This is a genomic window from Acidithiobacillus sp. (assembly GCF_049965315.1).
In the GTDB taxonomy this organism is placed as follows: domain Bacteria; phylum Pseudomonadota; class Gammaproteobacteria; order Acidithiobacillales; family Acidithiobacillaceae; genus Acidithiobacillus_B.
Genome location: NZ_JBMFWL010000011.1, coordinates 1 through 22430, shown reverse-complemented (window position 1 = coordinate 22430; position 22430 = coordinate 1). Strand labels below are relative to the sequence as shown.

The 22430-nt window shown below is 63.2% G+C and carries 19 protein-coding genes and 1 tRNA gene; 10 read left to right on the top strand and 10 right to left on the bottom strand.

Features of this window, described 5'->3' with window-relative positions; all coding sequences use genetic code 11:
* The first annotated feature begins 287 nt into the window (after positions 1–287).
* Both ACP5MM_RS04610 and ACP5MM_RS04605 read left to right on the top strand, forming a co-directional pair.
* The gene (locus tag ACP5MM_RS04610; RefSeq protein ID WP_427934178.1) at positions 288–1601 is read left to right on the top strand and encodes a putative glycoside hydrolase; all 1314 of its coding nucleotides are present in this window, start codon (positions 288–290) and stop codon (positions 1599–1601) included.
* Positions 1556–3955 (top strand): exo-beta-N-acetylmuramidase NamZ domain-containing protein, encoded by a 2400-nt coding sequence (locus tag ACP5MM_RS04605; protein ID WP_427934177.1) that lies wholly within the window; start codon positions 1556–1558, stop codon positions 3953–3955. Before ACP5MM_RS04610 ends, ACP5MM_RS04605 begins: the two co-directional genes overlap by 46 nt.
* A gap of 129 nt (positions 3956–4084) precedes the next feature.
* Here the strand turns inward: ACP5MM_RS04605 and ACP5MM_RS04600 are convergent, their stop codons facing one another.
* Positions 4085–4861 carry a hypothetical protein gene (locus tag ACP5MM_RS04600; RefSeq protein WP_427934176.1) on the bottom strand — a complete coding sequence of 259 codons (777 nt, stop codon included), beginning with the start codon at positions 4859–4861 and terminating at the stop codon, positions 4085–4087.
* Positions 4862–4911: 50 nt separating this feature from the next.
* Here ACP5MM_RS04600 and ACP5MM_RS04595 point away from each other — a divergent pair, with 50 nt between their 5' ends.
* Together ACP5MM_RS04595 and ACP5MM_RS04590 are read left to right on the top strand one after the other, a co-directional pair.
* Positions 4912–5157 (top strand): hypothetical protein, encoded by a 246-nt coding sequence (locus ACP5MM_RS04595; RefSeq protein WP_427931771.1) that lies wholly within the window; start codon positions 4912–4914, stop codon positions 5155–5157.
* Between the two features lie 179 nt (positions 5158–5336).
* Positions 5337–5421, top strand: a tRNA-Leu gene (locus tag ACP5MM_RS04590).
* Positions 5422–5550: 129 nt separating this feature from the next.
* Here ACP5MM_RS04590 and ACP5MM_RS04585 read toward each other — a convergent pair.
* From ACP5MM_RS04585 to ACP5MM_RS04575, 3 genes are read right to left on the bottom strand one after another with little or no spacing between them, the layout of a single operon-like run.
* Positions 5551–6279 (bottom strand): winged helix-turn-helix domain-containing protein, encoded by a 729-nt coding sequence (locus ACP5MM_RS04585; RefSeq protein WP_427934175.1) that lies wholly within the window; start codon positions 6277–6279, stop codon positions 5551–5553.
* 3 nt (positions 6280–6282) lie between these two features.
* A complete protein-coding gene (locus ACP5MM_RS04580) occupies positions 6283–9027 on the bottom strand; it encodes an ATP-binding protein (protein ID WP_427931775.1) in 2745 nt (914 codons plus the stop codon).
* Between the two features lie 37 nt (positions 9028–9064).
* Positions 9065–9193: a hypothetical protein gene (locus ACP5MM_RS04575; protein ID WP_427931776.1), complete on the bottom strand. Its 129-nt coding sequence runs from the start codon at positions 9191–9193 to the stop codon at positions 9065–9067.
* 172 nt (positions 9194–9365) lie between these two features.
* On the opposite strand from ACP5MM_RS04575, the gene kdpF reads away from it, so the two are divergent.
* The 4 genes from kdpF to kdpC are packed head-to-tail and all read left to right on the top strand — an operon-like array spanning position 9366 to position 14100.
* Entirely contained in the window at positions 9366–9647 is a 282-nt protein-coding gene (gene kdpF / locus ACP5MM_RS04570) for a K(+)-transporting ATPase subunit F (RefSeq protein WP_427934174.1), read from the top strand.
* Positions 9644–11407: a potassium-transporting ATPase subunit KdpA gene (gene kdpA / locus ACP5MM_RS04565; RefSeq protein ID WP_427934173.1), complete on the top strand. Its 1764-nt coding sequence runs from the start codon at positions 9644–9646 to the stop codon at positions 11405–11407. Before kdpF ends, kdpA begins: the two co-directional genes overlap by 4 nt.
* A gap of 11 nt (positions 11408–11418) precedes the next feature.
* Positions 11419–13485, top strand: a complete 2067-nt coding sequence (kdpB, locus tag ACP5MM_RS04560; protein WP_427934172.1) for a potassium-transporting ATPase subunit KdpB — start codon at positions 11419–11421, stop codon at positions 13483–13485.
* 12 nt (positions 13486–13497) lie between these two features.
* Positions 13498–14100, top strand: a complete 603-nt coding sequence (kdpC, locus tag ACP5MM_RS04555; RefSeq protein ID WP_427931781.1) for a potassium-transporting ATPase subunit KdpC — start codon at positions 13498–13500, stop codon at positions 14098–14100.
* A gap of 100 nt (positions 14101–14200) precedes the next feature.
* On the opposite strand, the gene ACP5MM_RS04550 is transcribed toward kdpC, so the two are convergent.
* Positions 14201–14896: a 3'-5' exonuclease gene (locus ACP5MM_RS04550; RefSeq protein ID WP_427931783.1), complete on the bottom strand. Its 696-nt coding sequence runs from the start codon at positions 14894–14896 to the stop codon at positions 14201–14203.
* A 59-nt stretch (positions 14897–14955) separates the two neighbouring features.
* On the bottom strand, positions 14956–15681 hold the full coding sequence (locus ACP5MM_RS04545) for a hypothetical protein (RefSeq protein ID WP_427934171.1): 726 nt from the start codon (positions 15679–15681) through the stop codon (positions 14956–14958).
* A 111-nt stretch (positions 15682–15792) separates the two neighbouring features.
* Between ACP5MM_RS04545 and ACP5MM_RS04540 the strand changes: the two genes are divergently transcribed.
* Positions 15793–16659, top strand: coding sequence for a PHP domain-containing protein (locus ACP5MM_RS04540; protein ID WP_427931786.1), 867 nt, complete (start codon positions 15793–15795; stop codon positions 16657–16659).
* A gap of 42 nt (positions 16660–16701) precedes the next feature.
* On the opposite strand, the gene amrS is transcribed toward ACP5MM_RS04540, so the two are convergent.
* From amrS to amrB, 3 genes are read right to left on the bottom strand one after another with little or no spacing between them, the layout of a single operon-like run.
* Positions 16702–17799, bottom strand: a complete 1098-nt coding sequence (gene amrS / locus ACP5MM_RS04535) for an AmmeMemoRadiSam system radical SAM enzyme (RefSeq protein ID WP_427931787.1) — start codon at positions 17797–17799, stop codon at positions 16702–16704.
* Entirely contained in the window at positions 17796–18410 is a 615-nt protein-coding gene (gene amrA, locus ACP5MM_RS04530) for an AmmeMemoRadiSam system protein A (RefSeq protein ID WP_427931789.1), read from the bottom strand. Before amrA ends, amrS begins: the two co-directional genes overlap by 4 nt.
* Positions 18407–19231: an AmmeMemoRadiSam system protein B gene (gene amrB / locus ACP5MM_RS04525; protein ID WP_427931791.1), complete on the bottom strand. Its 825-nt coding sequence runs from the start codon at positions 19229–19231 to the stop codon at positions 18407–18409. The genes amrA and amrB overlap by 4 nt, the downstream gene beginning before the upstream one ends.
* A 137-nt stretch (positions 19232–19368) precedes the next feature.
* Here amrB and polX point away from each other — a divergent pair, with 137 nt between their 5' ends.
* Entirely contained in the window at positions 19369–21096 is a 1728-nt protein-coding gene (gene polX, locus ACP5MM_RS04520; protein WP_427934170.1) for a DNA polymerase/3'-5' exonuclease PolX, read from the top strand.
* A 106-nt stretch (positions 21097–21202) separates the two neighbouring features.
* On the opposite strand, the gene ACP5MM_RS04515 is transcribed toward polX, so the two are convergent.
* Positions 21203–21670: a YbhB/YbcL family Raf kinase inhibitor-like protein gene (locus tag ACP5MM_RS04515; protein ID WP_427934169.1), complete on the bottom strand. Its 468-nt coding sequence runs from the start codon at positions 21668–21670 to the stop codon at positions 21203–21205.
* Positions 21671–22430: the final 760 nt, after the last annotated feature.

Sequence of the window (22430 nt, the reverse complement as noted above, 5' to 3'; positions counted from 1 at the left end):
CGGAAGGGCTGGCCTGGGTCAATTTTCGCCCCTCGCCCGCGCGAGGGTCGACGCCCGGCGCCTATTACCGGGAGCGACCGAAGCCCTGACACCCGTGGACATTCCGCCCCTCCGCCATGACTTGGCATGAAGCGGACAAGGTGGCACTCCCGCGCTATCTGGTCACGGACCAGGACTCGGGCAAGGCCTTGGGGAGGCTGCTGAAAACGAACTCCAGATGAACGAGGTGGGCTGTGGGGAGCCATCAGAAGATCAAGAATATATGCGCTTCGTTGTTTGCAGTCCTGTTGCTCGCCCCGGGGAGCGCTGCCGCCTACAGCGGGACGGTGGTGGACGCCTTGACCTGCAAGCCGATCCCGGGGGCTTTCGTGACCTTGGGGGACGCGGTCGCGCGCACCAGCCTGGATGGCCGTTTTCAGATCGGCGGGGAAGGGGCGGCGCTTGGCCTCAGGGCGTATGGCTACGGGAGGAGCGAGCTTCCCGTGGGGGATCTCAAGGCGGGTCAAACCCTATCCCTTGCGCCGTTTCGGCCCAAGGCGCTTTATTTGTCTTCCTATGGAGCGGGCGATATGCGCCTGCGCGAATCGGCCCTGGATCTCATCAGGAAAACCGGCCTCAATGCCGTGGTGATCGATGTGAAAAGCGACCGGGGGATGATTGCGTACCGGGCCGACATTCCTCTGGCGACGGAAATCGGGGCCCAAAAGATCGTCACCATCAAACATGTCAGGCGACTGTTGGACGATTTGCACAAGGAAGGCATCTATGCCATTGCCAGGATCGTCGTTTTCAAAGACAACGTCCTCGCGCTGGCGAGACCGGCTTGGGCGGTGCGGACCGCAGGTGGCGCCATCTGGAGGGATCGGGAAGGCCTCGCCTGGACCGATCCCTTCGCCAGGCAGGCATGGGACTACAACATCGACATTGCCGTTGAGGCCGCCAGGGACGGATTCGATGAGATCCAGTTCGACTACGTCCGCTTTCCCGACGCCAAGGGCCTGGTATTTTCGGAGCCCAACACCGAGGAGAACAGGATTGCGGCAATTTCCGGATTTCTCGCGGCAGCCCGCAAGCGGCTGGTGCCCTACAACGTCTTTCTTTCCGCGGATATTTTTGGTTACGTGATCTGGAACCGCAACGACACGGGGATCGGTCAGAGACTGAAGGATCTGGCGCAGCAGGTCGATTATCTCTCTCCCATGCTCTATCCTTCGGGTTTTCAGTACGGCATCCCCGGCTACCGCGATCCCGTTCGCCATCCGCGCCAGGTGGTTTACCTTTCGCTGCGCAAGGCCGAGGATAAAACGGATTTGCCTGCGGTTCGCTTTCGCCCCTGGCTGCAGGCGTTTCGCGACTACGCCTTTGGCGGGCAACCCTTCGGGGGCGAGGAGATCGCGGCGCAGATCGACGCGGCGCAAAGCATCGGAACGGACGGCTGGATGCTGTGGAACCCCCGCAATGTCTATGCTGCAGCAGGGCTCCCCCCAAGGTCGGGAATGGTGATGAAGGGCCATGGCGGGTCCCCGGGAAATCTGGGCGGGATCGGGACGGAAACATGTTCGGGCAATATCGCGGAAGATGCGCCGCGGCTTGGGCGCTGATCGGGAAAGGGACGGCAGGGGCGCTGCTGCTATCCGTCCTGCTGGGCACGGGCATTTTGCCCGCCCGGGCGGGTGACCCGGAAAACCTCCGGCGGGCGGAGTTGTCCGGCATCGCGCAGATCGTGCAAAAGGAAATCCGGGCCGGCAGGATCCCGGGGGCCGTCGTGCTCGTGGGCAACGAGGGCCGGATCGTCTACCGCAAGGCCTTCGGCTATGCCGCGTTGGGGCCGGAAAGGATGCCCATGACCGTCGGGACGCTGTTCGATCTGGCGTCCCTCACCAAGGTCGTCGCCACCACCACGGCGGTCATGCAACTCGTGGAACAGGGCAGGTTGGAGCTTGACGCCCCGGCGGCCAGATACTGGCCGGCCTTCGGGGAGAACGGCAAGGGCGCCATCACGGTGCGGGAGCTGCTCACCCATTACTCGGGACTGGCCCCCGACCTCAATCTGGCAACGCCATGGAGCGGCTACCGGGGGGCGCTCCGGGCGATCATCGCGGAAAAGCCGGTGGCCGAACCGGGCACCCGCTATGTGTACAGCGACATCAACTTCGAGGCACTCGGCGAAATCATTCACCGGGTTTCCGGCGAAGCGCTCGATGTCTACTGCGCAAAGCATATCTTCGGGCCGCTGGGCATGCGCGAAACCACCTTTCGCCCCCCCGCGTGGGAGCGATATCGCATCGCTCCCACGGAATACCTGGATGGCAAGCTGCGCTGGGGCGAGGTGCATGACCCCACGGCCTACCGCATGGGAGGAGTTTCGGGCCATGCCGGGCTCTTTTCCACCGCCGGCGATCTCGCCGTTTTTGCCCAGGCGCTTCTCGATGGGGGAAGCTATCACGGCGTGCGGATATTGGACGGCCCCATCGTGGAGCGGATGACCATCCCCCAATCCCCGCCCGGGAAAGTGCGCTTGCGCGGGCTGGGCTGGGATCTGGCCGCCCCTTTTGCTCCCAACCGGGACGACCTGCTGCCGGTGGGGGCCTACGATCATACCGGGTTTACCGGGACGCTCCTGTGGATCGACCCGGTGTCCAGGACCTATGTGATCATCCTGACGAACCGGGTCTATCCCTTCGGCAAGGGCAACGCCGGCCCCCTCAGGGAAGCGGTGATCAATCTGCTATCTGCCCATCTCGCCCCCTTGACCGACGCCCAGGTGGCAGCGCGACGGCCCCTCCTGGGGCGCTATTATGCGGAGGTGGGCGGGCCCAATGGAGCGGGCCCGGTCCAGGCGGGCGTGGATGTCCTGGAGGCGGAACGCTTCGCTCCCCTGAAGGGCCTGCGCGTGGGCCTGATCACCAACCAGACCGGGGTTGACGCCCATGGCAACCGCACGGCCGACCTGCTGGCCAGGGCGCCCGGCGTGAGGCTCGTGGCCATCTTCAGCCCCGAACACGGGCTGTACGGAGATTTGGACGAAAAAGTGGCTTCGGGCATGGAGCCATCCCTGGGGCTGCCCGTCTACAGCCTCTACGGCCAGGTCAGACGGCCCACGGGCGCAATGCTCCAGGGGGTCGATGCGCTGGTCTTCGATATGCAGGATGCGGGGGCCCGCTTCTACACCTACATCACCACCATGGCCTATGCCATGGAGGCGGCGGCGAAGCACGGCATCCCTTTCTATGTCCTCGACCGCCCGGACCCCATCGGCGCCAATGTCGTGCAGGGCCCCATCCTGGATGCCGACCTGGAGTCCTTCACGGGTTGTTTCCCCCTTCCCGTGCGCTATGGCATGACCATCGGCGAGCTCGCCGAAATGTTCAATGCCGAAGACCACCTGGGGGCCGATCTCCATGTCATCCGCATGCGGGGCTACCGGCGCAGCGACTGGTATGACCAAACGGGTCTCCGCTGGGTGGCCCCTTCGCCGAATTTGCGCACGCTTGCGGAAACCGCCCTTTATCCCGGCGTAGGCCTGGTCGAAGGCGCGAATGTGAGCGTGGGGCGGGGGACGGATATGCCCTTCGAATTGGTCGGAGCGCCATGGATCGACGCCGAGAGGCTTGCGCAGTACCTGAACGACAGGGACATACCGGGAGTACGGTTCGTGCCGACGGCCTTTACGCCCGGTGCGAGCCGCTACCAGGGGCGGTTGTGTCGCGGTGTGCGCGTTGTCCTTATCGACCGCCAGACCCTCGACGCGCCCGCCCTCGGCGTGGAGATCGCCAGTGCGCTCACCCGCTTGTACCCGGAAAAATTCCAGACGCGGCGTATCCTGGGCATGGTCGGCGCGCGGTGGGTCCTGGCGGCCATCCGGAGGGGCGAAGACCCCAGGCTCATCGTGGCGCAATGGCACCGGGAGCTGCGGGATTTCGCACGGCTGCGCGGCCGCTACCTGCTCTATTAAGCCGGGGATGGCGGGTTGCCGTCTTCCTTGTCGGGCGGATGTGCGCTGGTCAAGGGTGGCGCCGGCGCCAAATCCATAAGCCGGGAGCGGCATGCAGTTTGCCAATTGCGGATCCATTTCTTCCGCCGTTCAAAACTCCCTTTCCGCCATCAACATGGTGCTTATCTGGGGGTGCCAATCATTCTCCCGGACCGCGAACTCCTCCCCGATGGCGAGCAGCCATTGGGGGCCGGGTCGATAGGCCACCTGCGGCATGACGCTGCCCTCCAGACCCCGTTTTTCGTCGCCTCTGATCAGTTGGTCGTCCAGCTCCAATTCGACTTGAATCGCCGTGGTGGCGTCGAGGGCCCTGCCGAGGCTCGTATTGACGAAGCCGCCGCTGGTGACGCCGGTGCCCACGCGCTGGGTGTATCCCAGCTCCCCCTGGTTGAACCATGGCCACCACAACTGGGCCCATTCGACTTGCGCGGTAATGGAGCTGCCCGCTCCGTCTATGGCGTTGCGTTGGGGGGCCGGCCAGAACTGCCCTTCCACTTCCGCCGTCACGATGGTGGCCCGCCCCCGGCCCAACTGATTGCAACGCTGCGGTACCGGCACCTTCAGGCCCAGGCCCGCAGGGCCGAAGGCCGCCGGTCCCCGGCCGACGGGATAATTCATGACATAGGCAGGAGGGTCTATCTCCAGCCCCACCCGGTCGGAAAGGCGCAGGTCCATCTCGGGCGCCAGAACCCACGCGCCCCCGGCTTGGTTGGCCGTTTGTGAAAACAGGTAGGCGGCATTTTCCAGCCAGGGTTCCTCAATGCCGATGGCCCTGGTGACGTATTCATCCACCTCGCAAGTTGCCGCAGGAGCGGTTTGCGAAAAAACCATGATCATCACCGCCAAAGCCCATTGCCGTCGGAACATAAGCCATCTTCCCTGGTTGATACGAACGCTAATGATAATAAGGCGCATTAATGAAACAGGTCAAGTGGGGGATGTTCCCGGACCGGCGTGGCTTCCAGGGACGCCGCTGGCCGGGCGGACGGGACGGCATGGAATGCAATGCCCCCTTGCGCGTCTCAGAGGATATCAGCGCCCGCGATCTTCTGGACCAGTGCTTTCGGTCCGACCTGCAGGCCGTCCTCGACGCTCATCCGGATCTGCCCGCATCCGCCGGGATTATTTCATTGCCCGGCCCGTGGCGCCGGCTGCATTTTTGACTGTTGGCCGTGACCCATGGATAATCGCCATAGGTAAGGGGTTCGCGTAGCGGAGGAAGCACCGTTGGCGTTGGCATATTTGGGTGACATAAGCAGTTAGGATCATCAAATAATCCATCGACAAAATACCCAGATCAATAAAGCGATTCCGACCTCAGCCTCCACATCTTTGTAGCCATGCCCAGGTGGCGAAATCGGTAGACGCAAGGGACTTAAAATCCCTCGGGTTTTCCCGTGCCGGTTCGAGTCCGGCCCTGGGCACCACATTAATAATCAAATAGTTACGGGATAACATTGCGCCTCTTTTTTATGACGTGATTATTCCGGTAGTGGATGGCAGGAGGTCTTCCGGCATGGGAGAGGCGCATGGGCCGCCGGACATTGCCATGGATATCAAGACTCCGTCCGTCCGCTGCACAGGCGGTAACCGGTGCCCTGTTCGGTGCGGATATATTCCGGTGCGGCGGGGTCGTCCTCGAGTTTTTCCCGTAATCGCTTGACATAGATACGCACATAGTGGGCCTGCTCGCGGTTGTTGTCTCCCCAGATGGAAGAAAGAATCTTGCGATGGGAGAGGACGCTGCCCCGATGCTCGGCAAGGAGACATAAAAGCCGGTACTCGGTGGGGGTGAGGGCCACCTCATCGCCATTTTTTTTGACGGTGTGGGCACTGTCGTCTATTTCCAGCCCTCCGACCCGCCAAATCTTTTCCGCCGGCTCCGCCGATCCGCGCCGCCGCAGGTGGGCGCGCAGGCGGGCCAGGAGTTCGCCGATGGTGAAGGGTTTGGCCAGGTAGTCGTCGGCTCCGGCATCCAGGGCCTGAATTTTGTCGGCTTCGTTGTTGCGGGCGGAGAGGACGATGATGAGGGGACCGTCGGCGTACCGGGCGCGTACCCGGGTGATGAAGTCCTGGCCATTGCCATCGGGCAGCCCCAGATCCAGAAGAATCACCGCAAAGGGCTCGCCGCCATGGAGTTGGCGTTTTTCCATCTCCCGCCAGGCATCCCGCAGGGTAGCCGTGTGCCGCGCCTGGTATTGGGGTTCGTGACGCAGGGCCGTTTGGAGGAAGTTGCCGATTCCCTGGTCGTCCTCGATGATCAGGATTTCCACGGGGGATTCCATTCCTCATTCATCCTTCGCCGGCGCCGGCGGCTCCTGCTCCAGCGGCAGGGTAAAACAGAAAACGGCGCCCCGCACCATGACCCTGTTCCGTACCCAGATCTTGCCGCCATGCAACTGGACAATGGCGGCGCAGATGGCCAGGCCGAGACCGCTGCCGCCTTCGCCGATGGGTGGCTTTACCTGGCTGAAGCGGGTGAATATTTCTTCTTCCCGGCCCGGCGGGACCCCATAGCCGTGATCGATGACGCAAACCTCGATCTCGCTCTCCGTGGTGCGGGCTTCCACCTCGATCATTGTTCCTGCCGGCGTATATTTGCAGGCATTTTCCAGGAGATTGGCGAGGGTCTGCTCAATGAGCTGGGGATCGACATGCAGGAGGGGGAGATCGCGCGGGATGCGCACCCGGAATTCGCGCTCGCTACAGAGGTTTTTTATCTGGTCCCGCGCCGCGACCAGGAGGTCATCCAGGGGTACCCAGTCCTTCTTGAGTTCGAGCCGGCCCGATTGCAGGGCGGCCATGTGCAGTATGCGCTCTACCATGCCGGACATCTTCTCCGTCTGGCCGCGGATATTTTTAATGAGGGAGTCCCGCTCCTCCAGGGAAAGACTGTCGGCATTGCGCTGCAGGGTGGTGGCGGCCCCCAGTACGGCGGCGAGGGGCGTGCGCAGGTCATGGGAGACGGCGCCGAGGAGGGCGTTTTGCAGTTGCTCCACGCGCAGGCGGACATCCACCTCTCGGCGCTGGGTGAAGGACCGCGCCGATTCCAGCGCCACGCCGACGAGGCGGGTTACGGTCTCCAAAAAGCGCAGCCAATCCGATGGCGCGCGGCGCAGGTCCAGATCCGTCACCATCATCACTCCCAGAGGCGTATCGCCGGATAGCATGGGCATGAAGAGGGCCGGCAGATCGGGCAAGGTATCCGTACTCATGCCGGCATTTTTCTTGTTGAGGTAGCTCCAGTGGGCGGCGGCAAAAAGGTGGCGTTTGGAGGCAGGCAATTCCATATCTTCAGGGAAAAGATGCAAATGCTCTCCCGCCGCCGCGTTGTCGGGGGGCAGCCAAAAGGCGACGCTGATGCCCAAGGTACGGTGGAGCTGGTCTATGCTGGTTTGGAGGATGTCCTCCACCTTGCGGGCGCGACTGAGATCTTGCACCAATTGGTAGAGATTCCGTGCCCTTCGTTCGCGCAGGCGCGCCATGGTTTCCTGTTCGCGGGAGCGCGCTACCAGTTGGCTGATCAGGAGGGAAAGGGACAGGATGATGGAGAAGGATAGGAGGGAACCCAAGGTGGTGGGCAGGTTGCGGCTCAGTCCAAAGGAATAATAGGTGATTACCGCCACGGAGAGGGTGATGATGGCGGGCCAGCGGCCATAGAAAAGGGCCGTGCCGACGGCCCCCAGGAGATAGAGGACAAAGATGCCGGCCAGTCCCAGATGGTAGCTTCCCATGAGCGCGGCCAATCCACTCAGGGCGGCGCCCGTCGCGGCGCTGATGAGGTACTGAATATTGCGCTTGCGGCGGCGCTCCGGGCTGTCCACCATGCCGAGGTACTGGCGGTTGAGGGAGCGCCGTTCTTCGCCGGGAGCCCCTTTGCGCGGCAAGGGATGGATGACCACATCCATCCTGCGCTCGCTGCTCAGCAGCTTGGCCATGAGGGAGCCCGGCCACCACCACAGGAATTTGCGCAAGCCCTGCGACTGTCCGACGACGATTTGGGTAACATCCCGTAAATTGGCGTAGGCGAGGATCTCGTCGGCCACATTGACGCCAGTGAGCCGCGCCGTTTCCGCCCCGAGGATTTCCGCCAGATGGAGGTGGTTCCATACCCAGGCCTGGGCTTGGGGCCGATGCAGGAGCCCTTTGGGGGTATCCACATGGATGGCCAGCCATTCCACCCGTTGGGCCGTCGCCAGGTGATAGGTGGCGCGCACCAGGTGCTCATCCTCCGGTCGGCCGCTCACCGCCACCAGGATCCGGTCACGACCGCCGGCGCGGCTTCCCTCTTCGGGGTTGCGGTTGCGGAAGTTGCGCAATTCCAGATCCACCCGGTCGGCGGCCAGGCGCAGGGCGAGTTGGCGCAGGGCGATGAGGTTGCCCTTGCGGAAGAAATTCGCCATGGCGCGTTGCCCGCCCTCGCCGAGATAGACCTTGCCTTCCTTGAGGCGCTGCAGGAGATCCTCATCGCTGATGTCGACGAGGGTCAGCTCGTCGGCCTCCGCAATGATCCGGTCGGGCACGGTTTCCCGGACCTGGATGCCGGTGATCTGGCGGATGGTCTCATTGACGCTTTCCAGGTGCTGGACATTGACGGTGGTGGCCACGTGGATGCCGGCGTTGAGGAGTTCTTCCACATCCTGCCAGCGTTTTTTGTGGCGCAGACCCGGGGCGTTGCTGTGGGCCAGCTCGTCCACGAGCAGCAGCGCGGGGCGGCGCGCCAGGGCGGCATCCAGGTCGAAATCTTCCAGGGTGATGTTTTTGTAGGGGACCCGCCGCCGGGGAAGGATCGGGAGGGTGTCGGCCAGGGCCTGGGTTTCGCTGCGCTGGTGAGTCTCCACGATGCCCACCACCACATCGCTCCCCTTGGCCATTTCCTGTTGGCCGTAGCGGAGCATGGCATAGGTTTTCCCCACTCCCGGGGCGGCGCCGAAAAAGATCTTCAGGCGTCCCCGCTCCTGGCTGCGCTCTTCCGCCTGCACTTGCGCCAGGAGGGCGTCGGGATTGGGACGTTCGTCTTCTTCTATGCCCATGCCCCGGCTCCTGCCGATGCCGTTCGCGGCTGGAGAGTCATGTTTGCCGGTTCGGAAGGGAGAAGCAACCGGGGATGAGGTAACGCAACATACCGCCCAAGAGCAAAAGCAGCGGCAGCCCCACCGTAAGGAGGCCGTGGATGCCGGACATGGTCAAGGCCGTCATTGCTACTCTCTCCTCTCTGTTGCACGCTGATCCCTGGATAAGAGCAGCGTGCCCATGATCACGGCGGGGCGCAGCGCCTCGCGCCGAGCGTAGGGGAGGATGATAGCCCAAGGGGGTGTGGCAGCCAAGCGCCGGGGCTTGGGGTCCGGTCCGCCTGTTTGACGGATATTTTATGCCTTTTTTATGGATTTTTTACGGCCTTGGGCATTACCTTAAGAGCAGAGCAGGGAAGCGCGGCGCTTTCCCGGCATCCATTACGAGGGGAAGCAGCAATGGTCATCGCCTATTTGCTCCTACTGCTACTGCCATTTTTCCTGGCGGCTGGTTTCGTGGAGCTACTGGATCGCATGAGGGAGTGGTAATGACAATATTTACCTGGATCGGCCTGGGGCTAGCCGTGGGCCTGCTCGTGTACCTTTTGTTCTTTCTCCTTAATCCGGAACGTTTTCTATGAATGCCGCGCTCCTTTTGACGGCGATGGTCCTGTTGATCGCCATCATCCTCGCCTGGCCCCTGGGGGGGTATATGGCCAAGATCTTCTCCGGCAGCCCATGCTGGGCTTTCCGCATTCTGGCGCCCGTGGAGCACGGTTTTTATCGCCTCGCCGGGATCGATTCCCAGGAAGAAATGTCCTGGAAGCGCTATGCCCTGCTGTGGCTTCTGTTCAATGCGATCGGCGGTGCTTTCCTCTTCCTCCTCCTTCTGCTGCAACGATATCTGCCCTTGAATCCCCAGCATTTTCCGGATCTTCCGGCGCCTTCGGCTTTCAATACCGCGGCGAGCTTCATTAGCAACACCGACTGGCAGGACTATAGCGGTGAAAGCACCATGAGTTATCTCAGCCAGATGCTGGGCATGGCGGTGCAGAACTTCCTCTCCGCTGCCTCGGGCATCGCCCTAGCCGTTGCCATGGTCCGCGGCTTCAGCCGTGCGGAGAAGGACGGCATCGGCAATGTCTGGGTGGATTTGACCCGCAGCATCTTGTATCTGTTGATTCCTTTGTCCCTCCTTGGGGCCCTGTTCCTGGTGGAGCAGGGGGCCATCCAGAATTTCACTGCCTACGTCCATGCGCATCTGATCCAACCCTTCGGAGAAAATGGCAAGGCCGTCACGGAGCAGGTCATCGCCATGGGACCGGTGGCCTCCCAAGAGGCCATCAAGCTCCTGGGCACCAACGGCGGCGGCTTTTTTGGCGCCAATTCCGCCCATCCCTTTGAAAATCCCACCGCCCTGACGAATTTCTTCCAGATGGTGGCCATGTTTCTCATCCCCTTTGCCCTGGCCGTTTATTTCGGCCACGAGGTCAAAGATCGCCGGCAGGGCTGGGCCATACTCGCCGCCATGATGTTGCTCTTCACGCCTTTGGCCTTGTGGAGCGAAAAAGCGGACTTGGCCGGCAATCCCCAACTGGCGGCTCTTTCTGTGGATCAGGCCCATACGCCGGCCCTGGCGGGGGGCGGCAACATGGAGGGAGTGGAAGACCGTATCGGGGTGGCGGGCAGCGCCCTCTTCGGCGCCATGGCCACCGGCACCTCCACGGGGGCGGCGAACTCCGCCTATGATTCCTTCATGCCCCTGTCGGGGATGGTGAACCTCTTCCTCATGCAACTGGGCGAGGTGACGCCCGGCGGGGTGGGGACGGGCTTGGCGTCCATGCTGGCCTTTGCGGTGATTGCGGTGTTCCTGGGAGGCCTCATGATCGGCCGCACCCCGGAGTTCCTGGGCAAAAAGATCGAATCCTACGAGATCAAGATGGCTTCTTTGGCCATTCTCATCATGCCCCTTCTGGTGCTCATCGGGACTGCCGTTGCCGTCGGCACGCTGGGTGGGCGGGAAGGGGCCGTGAATCCCGGCCCCCACGGCTTCGCGGAAATCCTCTATGCCCTCACCAGCGCCGCCAACAATAACGGCAGCGCCTTCGGTGGCCTGGATGCCGATACCATCTTCTACAACATCATCACCGGTCTGTGCATCCTCCTCAATCGCTACCTGGCCTATCTGCCCCTGCTGGCCATGGCCGGTTCCCTAGCCCGCAAAAAACGCATTCCCGCGGGCGCCGGGACGCTCCGGACGGCCAGCCCCCTCTTCGTGGGCCTCCTCATCGGGGTGGTATTGCTGGTGGGTGCCTTGAACTTCATTCCCGCCCTGGCCCTCGGTCCCATTGCCGAGCAATTGGCGACCCCGCCGCTCAGCGCTCCCATCCTTGCGCACTGAGGTAAAGAGAAATGACGAAGCATCATATACACCAAGCGACTTTTTCCTGGCGGCGGCTGGGGCGGGAGGCCCTCAAGGAAAGTGTCTACAAACTGGATCCGCGCAAGCAAATCCGCAACCCGGTGATGTTTGTCGTGTATATCGGCGCCATTTTGGTCTTGGCCATCGGCCTGGACGATCTGCTGAAGGAACACTGGTCCATGGCGGGTTTCGCCTTGGCCATCGATTTCTGGCTGTGGTTGACGGTATTTTTCGCCAATTTTTCCGAGGCCTTGGCGGAAGGGCAGGGCAAGGCGCAGGCGGCCAGTTTGCGCCAGGCCCGGCAGGAGGTGACCGCCAAGCGCCTCCGGGAAGCGCGTCGGGATGCGCCCTGGGAGGAGGTGGCCGGCGCGACGTTGCGGCCCGGTGATCTGGTCGTGGTGGAGGCAGGAGATGCCATCCCCGCCGACGGCGAGGCCATCCTGGGGGTGGCCTCGGTGGACGAAAGCGCCATCACCGGTGAAAGCGCCCCGGTGATCCGCGAGGGCGGCGGCGACCGCAGCGCCGTTACCGGCGGTACGCACATCCTGTCCGATTGGCTGGTGGTCAGGATCACCAGCGCGCCGGGCGAGACCTTTCTGGATCGCATGATCCGCATGGTGGAGGGCGCCGCCCGGCGCAAGACACCCAACGAGATCGCCTTGGCCGTGCTCCTGGTATTGCTCACCATCGTGTTTCTGGTGGTGACGGTCACCATGTATCCCTTCTCCTGGTATAGCGTCCATTACGCCCAGCACGCCGGCCGGGTGATCAGTACCACCGTCCTGGTGGCCCTGTTGGTCTGTCTGATTCCCACCACCATTGGTGCCCTGCTCCCGGCCATCGGCATTGCCGGCATCATGCGTCTTTTGCAAGCCAATGTGGTGGCCAAGTCGGGACGGGCTATCGAGGCGGCGGGTGATGCCGATATCCTTTTCCTCGACAAGACGGGCACCATCACTTATGGCAACCGCCAGGCCGCCGCCTTTTATCCCGTTCCCGGCGTGGTGGAGGAAGACTTGGCGGAGGCTGCCCGGCTGTCTTCCCTTACCGACGAGACACCCGAGGGCAAAAGCATCGTCGTGCTGGCGGAAAAGCGCTTCCCGGAGCATCGCGAGGCGCTGAGCGGGGATGCCCAGTGGGTGCCTTTCACGGCGGAAACCCGCATGAGCGGGGTAGACGAAAAGGGAAAATCCTGGCGCAAGGGCGCGCCGGATGCCATCAAGGCCTGGGTCAAGGAAAAGGGCGGTGATTGGCCCGAGACGGTGGACGGTGATCTGGAGCGCATTGCCGGCTCCGGGGCCACGCCCCTGGTGGTGGCGCTGGACGGCCATGTCCTGGGCGTGGTGGAACTCAAGGACATCGTCAAGAGCGGCATCAAGGAGCGCTTCGGCGAATTGCGCAGGATGGGTATCCGCACGGTGATGGTCACCGGCGACAACCCCCTCACCGCCGCCGCCATCGCCGCCGAGGCGGGGGTGGACGATTTCCTCGCCGAGGCCAAACCGGAAGCCAAGCTCGCCCGCATCCGCGACTACCACGACGAGGGCCACATGGTGGCCATGACCGGAGACGGAACCAATGATGCCCCGGCCCTGGCCCAGGCCGATGTGGCCGTGTGCATGGCCAGCGGCACCCAGGCCGCGCGGGAGGCCGCCAACATGGTGGACCTGGATTCGGACCCCACCAAGCTGCTGGAGATCGTGCGCATCGGCAAGCAACTCCTCATGACCCGCGGTTCCCTCACCACCTTCAGTATCGCCAACGATGTGGCCAAATATTTCGCCATCATCCCGGCGGCCTTCGTGAGCACCTATCCGCAGCTTCAGGCCCTCAACATCATGCAGCTCAGTTCTCCGGAGCACGCCATTCTGGCAGCGGTGATCTTCAATGCCCTGGTGATTCCTTTCCTGATCCCCCTGGCCTTGAAGGGGGTGAAATACCGGGCCGTCGCCGCCCAGGCGCTGCTGCGGCGTAACCTTTTCATTTATGGCCTGGGTGGGATTATTGCTCCATTCATCGGCATCAAGCTCATCGACCTCATTTTGGCCTGGTTGTAAGGAGGATTGCCCATGCTTCGTTCCCTGCGTGCCGGTTTGGTCATTTTTCTGCTTCTCGTGGTCAGCACCGGCATGGTCTATCCCCTGGTAGTCACGGGAATTGCCCAATTGTTCTTTCCCCAGCAGGCCAATGGCTCCCTCCTACGCCAGGACGGCCGGGTGCTGGGCTCCAGTTTGATCGGGCAGTATTCTGCTGGGCCGCAGTATTTCTGGGGCCGGCCCTCGGCAACATCGCCGCTGCCCTATGATGCGGAAAATTCCGGCGCCTCCAATCTCGGCCCCAATAATCCGGAACTGATACGGCATGTCCGGGAGCGTATCCGGGTTTTGCAGAGGGCCGACCCCCAGGCAAAGGGTCCTATCCCCGTCGACCTGGTCACCTCTTCCGGAAGCGGTCTGGACCCCGATATCAGCGTGGCTGCGGCCCTTTATCAAGTGCCGCGGGTGGCGCATGCCGGCGGCATCAGCGAAACCACCTTGCGGCAATTGGTGCGCGATAATACCACGGGACCTTTTCTGGGGCTTATCGGTGAACCCGTCGTCAATGTACTCAAGCTCAATCTGGCGCTTCATCACCGTTATGGGGCAGAAACCCATGGGGCAGTCGGCAAATAAGCCGGGCAGGGATTGCCATGGATCCCGATTCGGAGCAAAAAGCACCCGCCAACAGCCGGCCTGGCTTGCCGATGACTCGCCGCCAGGGACCCGAAGATGTTTACTTGGGCCCGTTTTTCCCCAATGCCGTTTCGATGGCGAGGCGCAAATAGTCGTCCAGATCATCGTAACCCAGGATGAAGCGGAGGTCCCTGTCGGGAATTTCCGAAAACGGAACCCCTTTATGCCGCCCAAAAGGCATCACTCTGGGCACCCGGCACTCCTCCGAAAAAGCCCATAATTTGTCCCAGTTCTGCAAGTCCTTGCGTTTGTTGAAAATGTGCAAAAGCAACTTCCAGTTGGCCCATACGTCCACGCCGGCATTGTGGGCGTTGCGCATGCGGTCGCGGAAGGCGGGGCGTTTCTCCGTTGGGGTCAGGGCGTAGAGCAAGGCGGTCAGTTTGTAGGAGGTCATTTCCGGCCACAGGACCCGGCTGATGGCATCCGTATCGATGCGCCGGATATCCGGCTTGCCGGCCACGCCCCAGTCGAAGTCGATGTTGTGACCAATGATGCAGGCGACGTCGTTCGGCAGGCAAAAGGAGGACGAGGGCTGGCATTCGCTCAGGTCTTCATCCAGGATGTGATGAACGGCCATGGCGGCAAACTCAACGGGCTTGGCCGGACGGTAGCGTTGCACCACGATATCGGCGGTTTTGGCCTGGGAGGGTGACGGATCAACCCGCAACCAGGCCGCCTCAATTACCTCGGGCTCTTTGAGGCCGGTGGTTTCTGTATCGAAAATATAGATTGCCATGGCGGATGTCCTTCATTCTCCCGGAGTAAGACCATAAAAAGTGCAGCCGACGGCTGCTGTTAGTGCAGGCTGTGCTCGATGGCATCGGCGGCCTGGATCATGACGGCGCGCACGGCGTCGGGGAAGTCGCCCTGTTCCACCTGCTGGCGGCCTTCGGCAAAGAAGGCGCGGGCGTCGGCGGGAAGGTGATGGCGAATGGCCTGGAAGGCCCTGGTCATTTCCTGGGGGCTATGGGCGCGGGTGGCCGTGATGCCCCAGTTGATGAGCAAAATGCGCCAGGGGCGGTGGGGATCGACGCTGTCGAGATCCGCCGCGAACTGCGCCGTGGCCGCATCGGCCACCTGCCCCATGAGGATGGCCAGGGGGTAAAGCGCAGCCGCTTCGCTTCGGGTGTTGGCCAGGGCGGCCAAGCCGTTGACGATGGGTTCAAGGGTGAGGATCTGCCCGTGTTGGGAGATGACCCAGGCGGCGATACTGACGGCAACGAGTTCCATGGCGGCCTTGGCCTGGCGTTCCTGGAGGCGCTCCGCCCAGGTGGCGAGATCCATGAGCAGGCCGATGGCGATGTCGCCAACGCGCTCGGGTTCGTCGGGCGGCAAGGAAGGGTCCCAGGTGGACACGTCGGTGCCGAGCAGGGCGAAGAGCTGGCGCAGGGCATCCACCAGCATGGGCGGGGTGATCTGCTCCCCCGTGGGAATGGCGGCGCTGGCGAAGGCGCCCAGAATGGGCTTGGCGTACTGCTCGAAGCGCGCCTGGGCGTTGCGGATGTCCATGTCTAGGGGCACGAGATTCTCCTAAAAAATGCCAATTCATGATCAATGCGGTATGGTAGCACAGGACTTTCCTTCGCCGCTCTGCGGCGTAACCCTCTTTTTGCTGTTTTTCAGGATTCCGTCATGGCTTCTTCAGCGCAGCTCGCCTTTTCTCCCATTGATCTCCACATGCATTCCCTGGCCTCCGATGGCACCCTTACGCCGACGGCGCTGGTGAGCCGCGCCCATGGGGCGGGGGTGCGGGTGATGGCCTTGACGGATCATGACAATACCGGGGGGTTGGCCGAGGCGGAACGCGCTGCTACTGCGCTGGAGATGACCCTGATCAGGGGCGTGGAGATCTCCAGCGTTTGGCATGACCAGGGCATTCATATCGTCGGTCTGTTCATCGATCCGGATGATCAGGTCCTGCAGGCGGGGCTGGCGCGGGTGATGGCCTTTCGCGACTGGCGCGCGGAGGAGATAAGCCGATTGCTGGCGGGGCAGGGCATTGCCGATGCGGCCGCGGGGGCGCGGAACATGGCCGGCAGCCCCATGGTGGGACGCACCCACTTTGCGCGCTGGCTGGTGCGGCAGGGCCATTGCGGCGACCCGGCCGAGGCTTTTGCCCGTTACCTGGGCCGCGGCTGCCCGGCCTATGTGCCCAGCGACTGGATCCCCATGCCCGAGGCGGTGGCGTGGATACGCCATGCCGGGGGGGTGGCGGTGCTGGCCCACCCCGGACGGTACAAGTTGAGCGGGACGCAGTTGCGGGCCTTGCTGACGGAGTTCCGGGCAGAGGGCGGAGCGGGACTGGAGGTCTCTTCGGGCAGTCAGGCGGCAGGGGATCGTGAGCACTTGGGGCGGCTGGCCAAAGAGCTGGAGATGGCGGGCTCCCTGGGATCGGATTTTCATGGGCCCGACATGGGTCATGCGGCCATTGGCCGCCTGTTGCCGCTGCCCGATGGGGTGCTGCCCATCTGGCAGCGGGCGGGAGTCACCTTTCCCTGAGGAGATGACACGGCAACCGTTCTCCCGGATCGGCAGTTGGCATCAGCCGCCCATGCGCAAGGGGATGCGGCGGCGCCCGAAGCGGCCGACCCGGCTCTCGAAGCGTCCGGCGATGGGATGCTGACAATGGGGGCAATGACCATCGGGGGTGAGATGGTAGCTGAGGATCTCGTACCAGTCCCGGGTGATCAATGGCGCGCCGCAGCCCGGACAGTAGGTGGTATCCCCCGCGGCGTCATGGACGTTGCCGGTGTAGACATAATGGAGCCCCGCCTCCAGGGCGATCTGCCGTGCCCGGGTCAGGGTGGCGGCAGGAGTGGGCGGCACATCGGGCATCCGGTAGTCCGGGTGGAATGCGGAGAAATGCAGCGGCACGTCGGGGCCCAAATGCTCCATGATCCATGCGCATTCGGCGCGGATTTCGTCCTCCGAGTCGTTATGGCCGGGAATGAGCAAGGTGGTGATCTCCAGCCAGGTGGAGGTCTCCCGGACGATATATTCCAGGGTTTCCAGCACCGGCGCGAGATGGGCGCCCGTCAGCCGGTAATAGAATTCGTCGGTAAAGGCCTTGAGATCGACATTGGCGGCGTCCATCTTGGCAAAGAAATCCCGCCGGGCCTCGGCATGCACATAGCCCGCCGTCACCGCCACCGTCTGAATGCCTTGGGCGTGGCAGGCATCGGCGGTGTCCATGGCGTATTCGGCAAAGATGATGGGGTCGTTGTAGGTGAAGGCGACGCTTTTGCAGCCCAGGTCCAGGGCTGTCTGCGCAATGGCCGCGGGGCTGGCCTGGTCCTGCAGTCGGTCCATCTCCCGGGATTTGGAAATGTCCCAGTTCTGGCAAAACTTGCAGGCGAGATTGCAGCCTGCGGTACCAAAGGACAGGACGCTGCTGCCCGGATAAAAGTGGTTCAGGGGCTTTTTTTCGATGGGATCCACACAAAAGCCGGAGGATCGTCCATAGGTGGTGAGCACCATCTCGTCGCCCACCCGCTGACGCACGAAGCAGGCACCGCGCTGACCGTCATTGAGCCGGCAGTCGCGGGGGCAGAGGTCGCACTGGATACGCCCGTCCTCCAGCCGATGCCAGTAGCGGGCGGGGTGCCGCCCTTCGGGATGTTCGGCGTTTTCGGTATTCATGTTGCCTTCCCGGCGGGAGCCTGGGGCTCGCGCCATTTTTCGACATGGTAGCGATAGACTTCCAGCTCCAGCGACCAGAAATCGGGCGGGAGCCCGGCCTTGCGCTTGAGTTGGCTCAGGAATTGTTTGGGCTCCGGCAACTCTTCCCAAACCTGGGGAAGGAAGGTGCCCTGATAGGCCCCGTAACGCAGGAGGAGGCCATGCCTGCCCGGCTGAATCTGGGCGATCAGGTCGACTTCGTTGCGGACGGTCAGCCGTTCCAGCGGAGACAGGACCGACACTTCCACTTGCACGCTAAGCCACTCTGTCGTGCTCACGGGCGGAAAGCGGGGGTCATGAAAGGCCGCCGCCAGGGCGTTGGCGCGGATGTCTTCGCCGAGGGGACGATGGGCGATGAGGCTGCCGATGCAGCCGCGCAGGGCGCCCCGCTGGTTGAGGGTGACAAAGCTCGCCGCCGGCTCGCGCAGCCAGTTGGCGACGGGGACGGGCGCCGTTGTCTGGCCCAGGGCCGCGGCGATGGACGTGCGGGCCAGTTCCAGCAAAACCGGGCCGGCATTCTCCGGAAGCTGACCAGAACGGTGTTCTTGAGATGTTTGCTGCATGTCGCTCATGGCGTTGTGGGCTCCGCAAAGAAGGCAAAGGCCGCGTAGCCGACCACTGCGTCCCGACTCCCGGCGGTATCGCCGGAATTGCGCAGATCGAGCAAGCGCGGCTGCAAGTGATGACGATGGGCAGCCTGCAAGAGGCCATTGATGGGTGTGGCACCACAGGCCTGCTCATGATGGATGGGCGTGCTGTCGAGGCGCAGGATCTGCTGGACCGTGGCGCTGTCGATGTTGCGCGCCTCGGCATAGGGGTGGTAATGGGAAAGGTCCGAACTGATCAGGATGACGGTTTCCGGCCCACCCCATAGGACATCAAGCACTTCTGCCACTTCCCTGGGGCTCGCCTCCCCCACCACCAGAGGCAGGATGGACACCTGCCCCAGGACCTCTTGCAGGAAAGGCAGTTGCACTTCCAGGGCGTGTTCCTGCGCATGGGCGATGGGCAATTCCAGGACCTGGGGCAGGTGCGCAATGGCGGCGACCCCGGCGCGATCCACGGGCAACGTCCCGAGGGGGGTCTGGAAGGCGTCCGCGCCAGGCAGGGCGATGCCCCGAAAGGGCACGCGATGGGCTGGACCGAGAATGACGACCCGCTGGATTTTTCCCCGGCCCGGAGCCAGCAAGCTATAGGCGCTGGCCGCTATGGGCCCGGAGTAGACATAACCGGCGTGGGGTACGATGAGCGCCTTGGGCCATGGTGACCCCTCCTGGCCGCTGGGCAGGCGGGCGCCCGCCTCGTGGAGATAATGTTGCAAGTCTTTGTTCAGAATCGTCGCCTGAGCGGGGTAAAAAGCACCCGCCACGGCGGCTGGTCGCATACGGGTCATGGCCGGTTCCTCCCTGGTTAATGCCTATATCAGGATGCGATGAGTATTTTTCAAGGGCAGAGCGCGTTAAGATAAAAATAGTCCTAACCAGGCAGGGTTTAGGCGGAGGCAGGTTTTTACCCGAAGGTGGAGCTGATATGCCCAAGCATAATGCCGAAGTTGCCGCGGTTTTCAGCAAGATTGCCGATCTGCTGGAGATCGAGAATGCCAACCCCTTCCGGGTGCGGGCCTATCGCAATGCGGCGCGGCTGATTCAGGGCCTCAGCCGGGATCTTGGGGAAATGGTGGAACGGGGTGAGGACCTCCGGGATTTGCCGGGCATTGGCGAGGATCTCTCCAAAAAGATCGTGGAGATCCTGGAGACCGGCCATTGCCGCTTTCTGGAGCAACTGGAAAAGCAGGAGCCGCCAGCCCTGACGGAACTGCTGCAGGTGCCGGGCCTGGGGCCGAAGCGGGTGAAGGCTTTGTGGCAGGCCTTGCAGGTGGAGAGCCTGGAGGACCTGGCCGCGGCCGCCCGGGCGGGCAGGATCCGCATGCTCCCGGGATTTGGCGAGAAGACCGAGTTGCGCATCCTGGAGCTCCTCACCGCCCACCTTTCCCGGATCCCGCGTGTCTCCATCGCCCAGGCCGCCCCGGTGGCTGAGGATTTGCTGCGTCTGTTGCGGAGCGTTCCCGGTGTGCAGGAGGCGGTGGTGGCCGGCAGCTTTCGCCGTGGGCAGGAGACGGTGGGGGATCTCGATCTGGTGGTCACGGCCCGGCTCGACAGCCCGGTGATGGAGCGCTTCGTGCATCACGAGGACGTGGCGGAAATCTTCGCCCAGGGCCCCACCCGCGCCACGGTCGTCCTGCGTTCCCATCTGCAGGTGGATCTGCGAGTGGTGGCGGCGGAATCCTTCGGCGCTGCCCTGCATTATTTCACCGGTTCCAAGAGTCATAATATCGCCATCCGCCGCCGCGCCCAGGGGCTGGGGCTCAAGGTCAACGAATACGGCATCTTCCGGGGCAAGGAGCGGGTCGCCGGCGAAACGGAGACAGCGGTGTACGCGGCGGTGGGTTTGCCCTATATCGAGCCCGAGCTGCGGGAAAACCGCGGGGAGATCGAAGCGGCGGCGCTGGGCAAGCTGCCCCATCTCGTGCAGGAAGGGGATCTGCGCGGCGATCTGCACTGCCATAGTGCGGCCAGCGATGGTCATGACCGCCTGGAGGACCTGGCCGCGGCCGCCCAGGCCCGGGGCTGGGAATACCTGGCCATCACCGACCATTCCCGCGCCCTGCGGGTGGCCAACGGCCTCGATCCCCTGCGCCTGCGCCGGCAGATGGACGAGATCGATCTTCTCAACGGCAAGCTCCGGGGCTTCACCCTGCTCAAGGGCTGCGAGGTGGACATCCTGGAGGACGGCAGCCTGGATCTTCCCGATGCCCTGTTGCGCGACCTGGACATCGTCATCGGCGCGGTGCATTCCCATTTCGACCTGCCGCGCGCCCGCCAGACGGCGCGGGTATTGAAGGCCATGGATCACCCCGCCTTCACGCTCCTCGCCCATCCCGGCGGCCGCCTCATTGGCAGTCGTCCGGCCATGGATCTGGACCTGCCGCGCATCATCCGCCACGCTCGGGAGCGCGGCGTCTTCCTGGAGGTCAACGCCCAGCCCCAACGCCTGGACCTGCCCGACATCCAGGCGCAGGGGGCCAAGGAGGAGGGGGTGTTGCTGGCCGTCAACTCCGATGCCCATAGCCGCTTTGATTTCGATCACCTGCGCTGGGGGGTCTTGCAGGCGCGGCGCGGGTGGTTGGAGAAAAAGGATGTGCTCAACACCCGTTCCCTCCCCGAACTGCGCACTCTCCTGGCGCAGACCAGGCGGTAGATGGGAACGGCAGGAACGTCCGCCTGCTCTCCATAAACCAAGCCGGGGCGGCCGTTGTGACGCTACTTTGCCGTGCAGAAAAGAGGTAACCAGAAGGCATCGCGACTTAGCGATCGCCCTTGGCATAGCGGCCCAGGAGGGTGGCCTCGGCTAGTATATGGCCGCGCATGGCCACCTGGAGGCGGTCCTTGTCGGGATCCTGCAAGTCGGGCAGGATCGTGTCCAGGGCATAGAGCCGGAAAAAATAGCGGTGCCGACCGATGGGCGGACAGGGGCCGCCATAACCGGTGCGCTGCCAGTCGTTGATGCCTTCCCGGGTGCCGGGCGGAAGCTTCCGCACTCCGGCGGGGAGATCATGGATGCCTGCGGGGATGTCGTACAGGACCCAATGCACCCAGATGCGCTGGGGGGCGGCAGGGTCCGGAGCGTCGGGGTCTTCGACGATGAGGGCCAGGCTTTGGGTCCCGGCGGGGAGACCCTCCCAGCGCAGGGGTGGCGAAAGGTCCGTCCCCTCGCAGGTGTACTGGTGCGGAATGATGCCATTGTTGGCAAAGGCACTGGAATGGATCTGCATGGTTGGCTCCTGGGCAGAAGGTGCAGGGGGCGGGCCGGCCAACGCCGGGCCGGCAAGGATGCCGTTCAACAGCAGTAGTATGGTCCCCCACCAAGTTCTGCGCATGTCGGGTATGGCCCCCTGAACTTCGTGATAGGTTTTATCATCTTGATTATAGCTTGGATGGGGACAAACCGGGGACGTCGCGAAGCGGGGTTTGGCCGATGCGCGGCACGCCTGACGCTTTTGGCCAGGCCGAGGCACCCATGGATGGCGTGCTTCCCGGATTTACCGGCCGGCCATTCACCGGAACCTATCCGTTTGCGGATTTAACCGTTAAACTGCTTGACAAACAGGGCCATGGGTGGCCCGGCAGGCTGGGAGGGATGAATGGGTACGCATGCCCCATTCCGGTAACGGCCGAGGCAGCCTGCCTGGTCCATGGAAAATTGATGCGCTTTACGCCTGAATCCGTGACCTTCCTGTGAGGTCAGCGCCAGGGATGATTTTTGTGGGTCAGGAGATGGCGAATTGCTGCGTGTTGGCCCTGTCAGGGCGGCAAACCGAGGTGGCTGGAGGTATTTTCAGGTGTTGAGAGGCGACTTTTTCAGCATGCGAGCGAAGGAATCCCTGCCGTCTGACGGCATTCTCGACGGGGTTTGGTGCTCAGGAACACTTCAGGGCGTGGACCAGGCCGTATGGAGACGGGTGAAGGCGGTAAAGGCGACGGTATTGGCCGGGAAGGCGAGGATCCATTGCCGTGCATGACGCTTGATCCGGG

Excerpts from the sequence above, each read along its gene's own strand:
- ACP5MM_RS04575 (WP_427931776.1), bottom strand. The coding sequence starts at position 9,193 with ATGACGGCCTTGACCATGTCCGGCATCCACGGCCTCCTTACGGTGGGG.
- ACP5MM_RS04585 (WP_427934175.1), bottom strand. The coding sequence starts at position 6,279 with ATGGAATCCCCCGTGGAAATCCTGATCATCGAGGACGACCAGGGAATC.
- polX (WP_427934170.1), top strand. The coding sequence starts at position 19,369 with ATGCCCAAGCATAATGCCGAAGTTGCCGCGGTTTTCAGCAAGATTGCC.
- ACP5MM_RS04540 (WP_427931786.1), top strand. The coding sequence starts at position 15,793 with ATGGCTTCTTCAGCGCAGCTCGCCTTTTCTCCCATTGATCTCCACATG.
- ACP5MM_RS04515 (WP_427934169.1), bottom strand. The coding sequence starts at position 21,670 with ATGCAGATCCATTCCAGTGCCTTTGCCAACAATGGCATCATTCCGCAC.
- ACP5MM_RS04605 (WP_427934177.1), top strand. The coding sequence starts at position 1,556 with ATGTTCGGGCAATATCGCGGAAGATGCGCCGCGGCTTGGGCGCTGATC.
- amrS (WP_427931787.1), bottom strand. The coding sequence starts at position 17,799 with ATGAATACCGAAAACGCCGAACATCCCGAAGGGCGGCACCCCGCCCGC.
- kdpA (WP_427934173.1), top strand. The coding sequence starts at position 9,644 with ATGAATGCCGCGCTCCTTTTGACGGCGATGGTCCTGTTGATCGCCATC.
- amrA (WP_427931789.1), bottom strand. The coding sequence starts at position 18,410 with ATGAGCGACATGCAGCAAACATCTCAAGAACACCGTTCTGGTCAGCTT.
- ACP5MM_RS04600 (WP_427934176.1), bottom strand. The coding sequence starts at position 4,861 with ATGTTCCGACGGCAATGGGCTTTGGCGGTGATGATCATGGTTTTTTCG.
- kdpB (WP_427934172.1), top strand. The coding sequence starts at position 11,419 with ATGACGAAGCATCATATACACCAAGCGACTTTTTCCTGGCGGCGGCTG.
- ACP5MM_RS04550 (WP_427931783.1), bottom strand. The coding sequence starts at position 14,896 with ATGGCAATCTATATTTTCGATACAGAAACCACCGGCCTCAAAGAGCCC.
- kdpC (WP_427931781.1), top strand. The coding sequence starts at position 13,498 with ATGCTTCGTTCCCTGCGTGCCGGTTTGGTCATTTTTCTGCTTCTCGTG.
- ACP5MM_RS04595 (WP_427931771.1), top strand. The coding sequence starts at position 4,912 with ATGAAACAGGTCAAGTGGGGGATGTTCCCGGACCGGCGTGGCTTCCAG.
- kdpF (WP_427934174.1), top strand. The coding sequence starts at position 9,366 with ATGCCTTTTTTATGGATTTTTTACGGCCTTGGGCATTACCTTAAGAGC.
- ACP5MM_RS04580 (WP_427931775.1), bottom strand. The coding sequence starts at position 9,027 with ATGGGCATAGAAGAAGACGAACGTCCCAATCCCGACGCCCTCCTGGCG.
- amrB (WP_427931791.1), bottom strand. The coding sequence starts at position 19,231 with ATGACCCGTATGCGACCAGCCGCCGTGGCGGGTGCTTTTTACCCCGCT.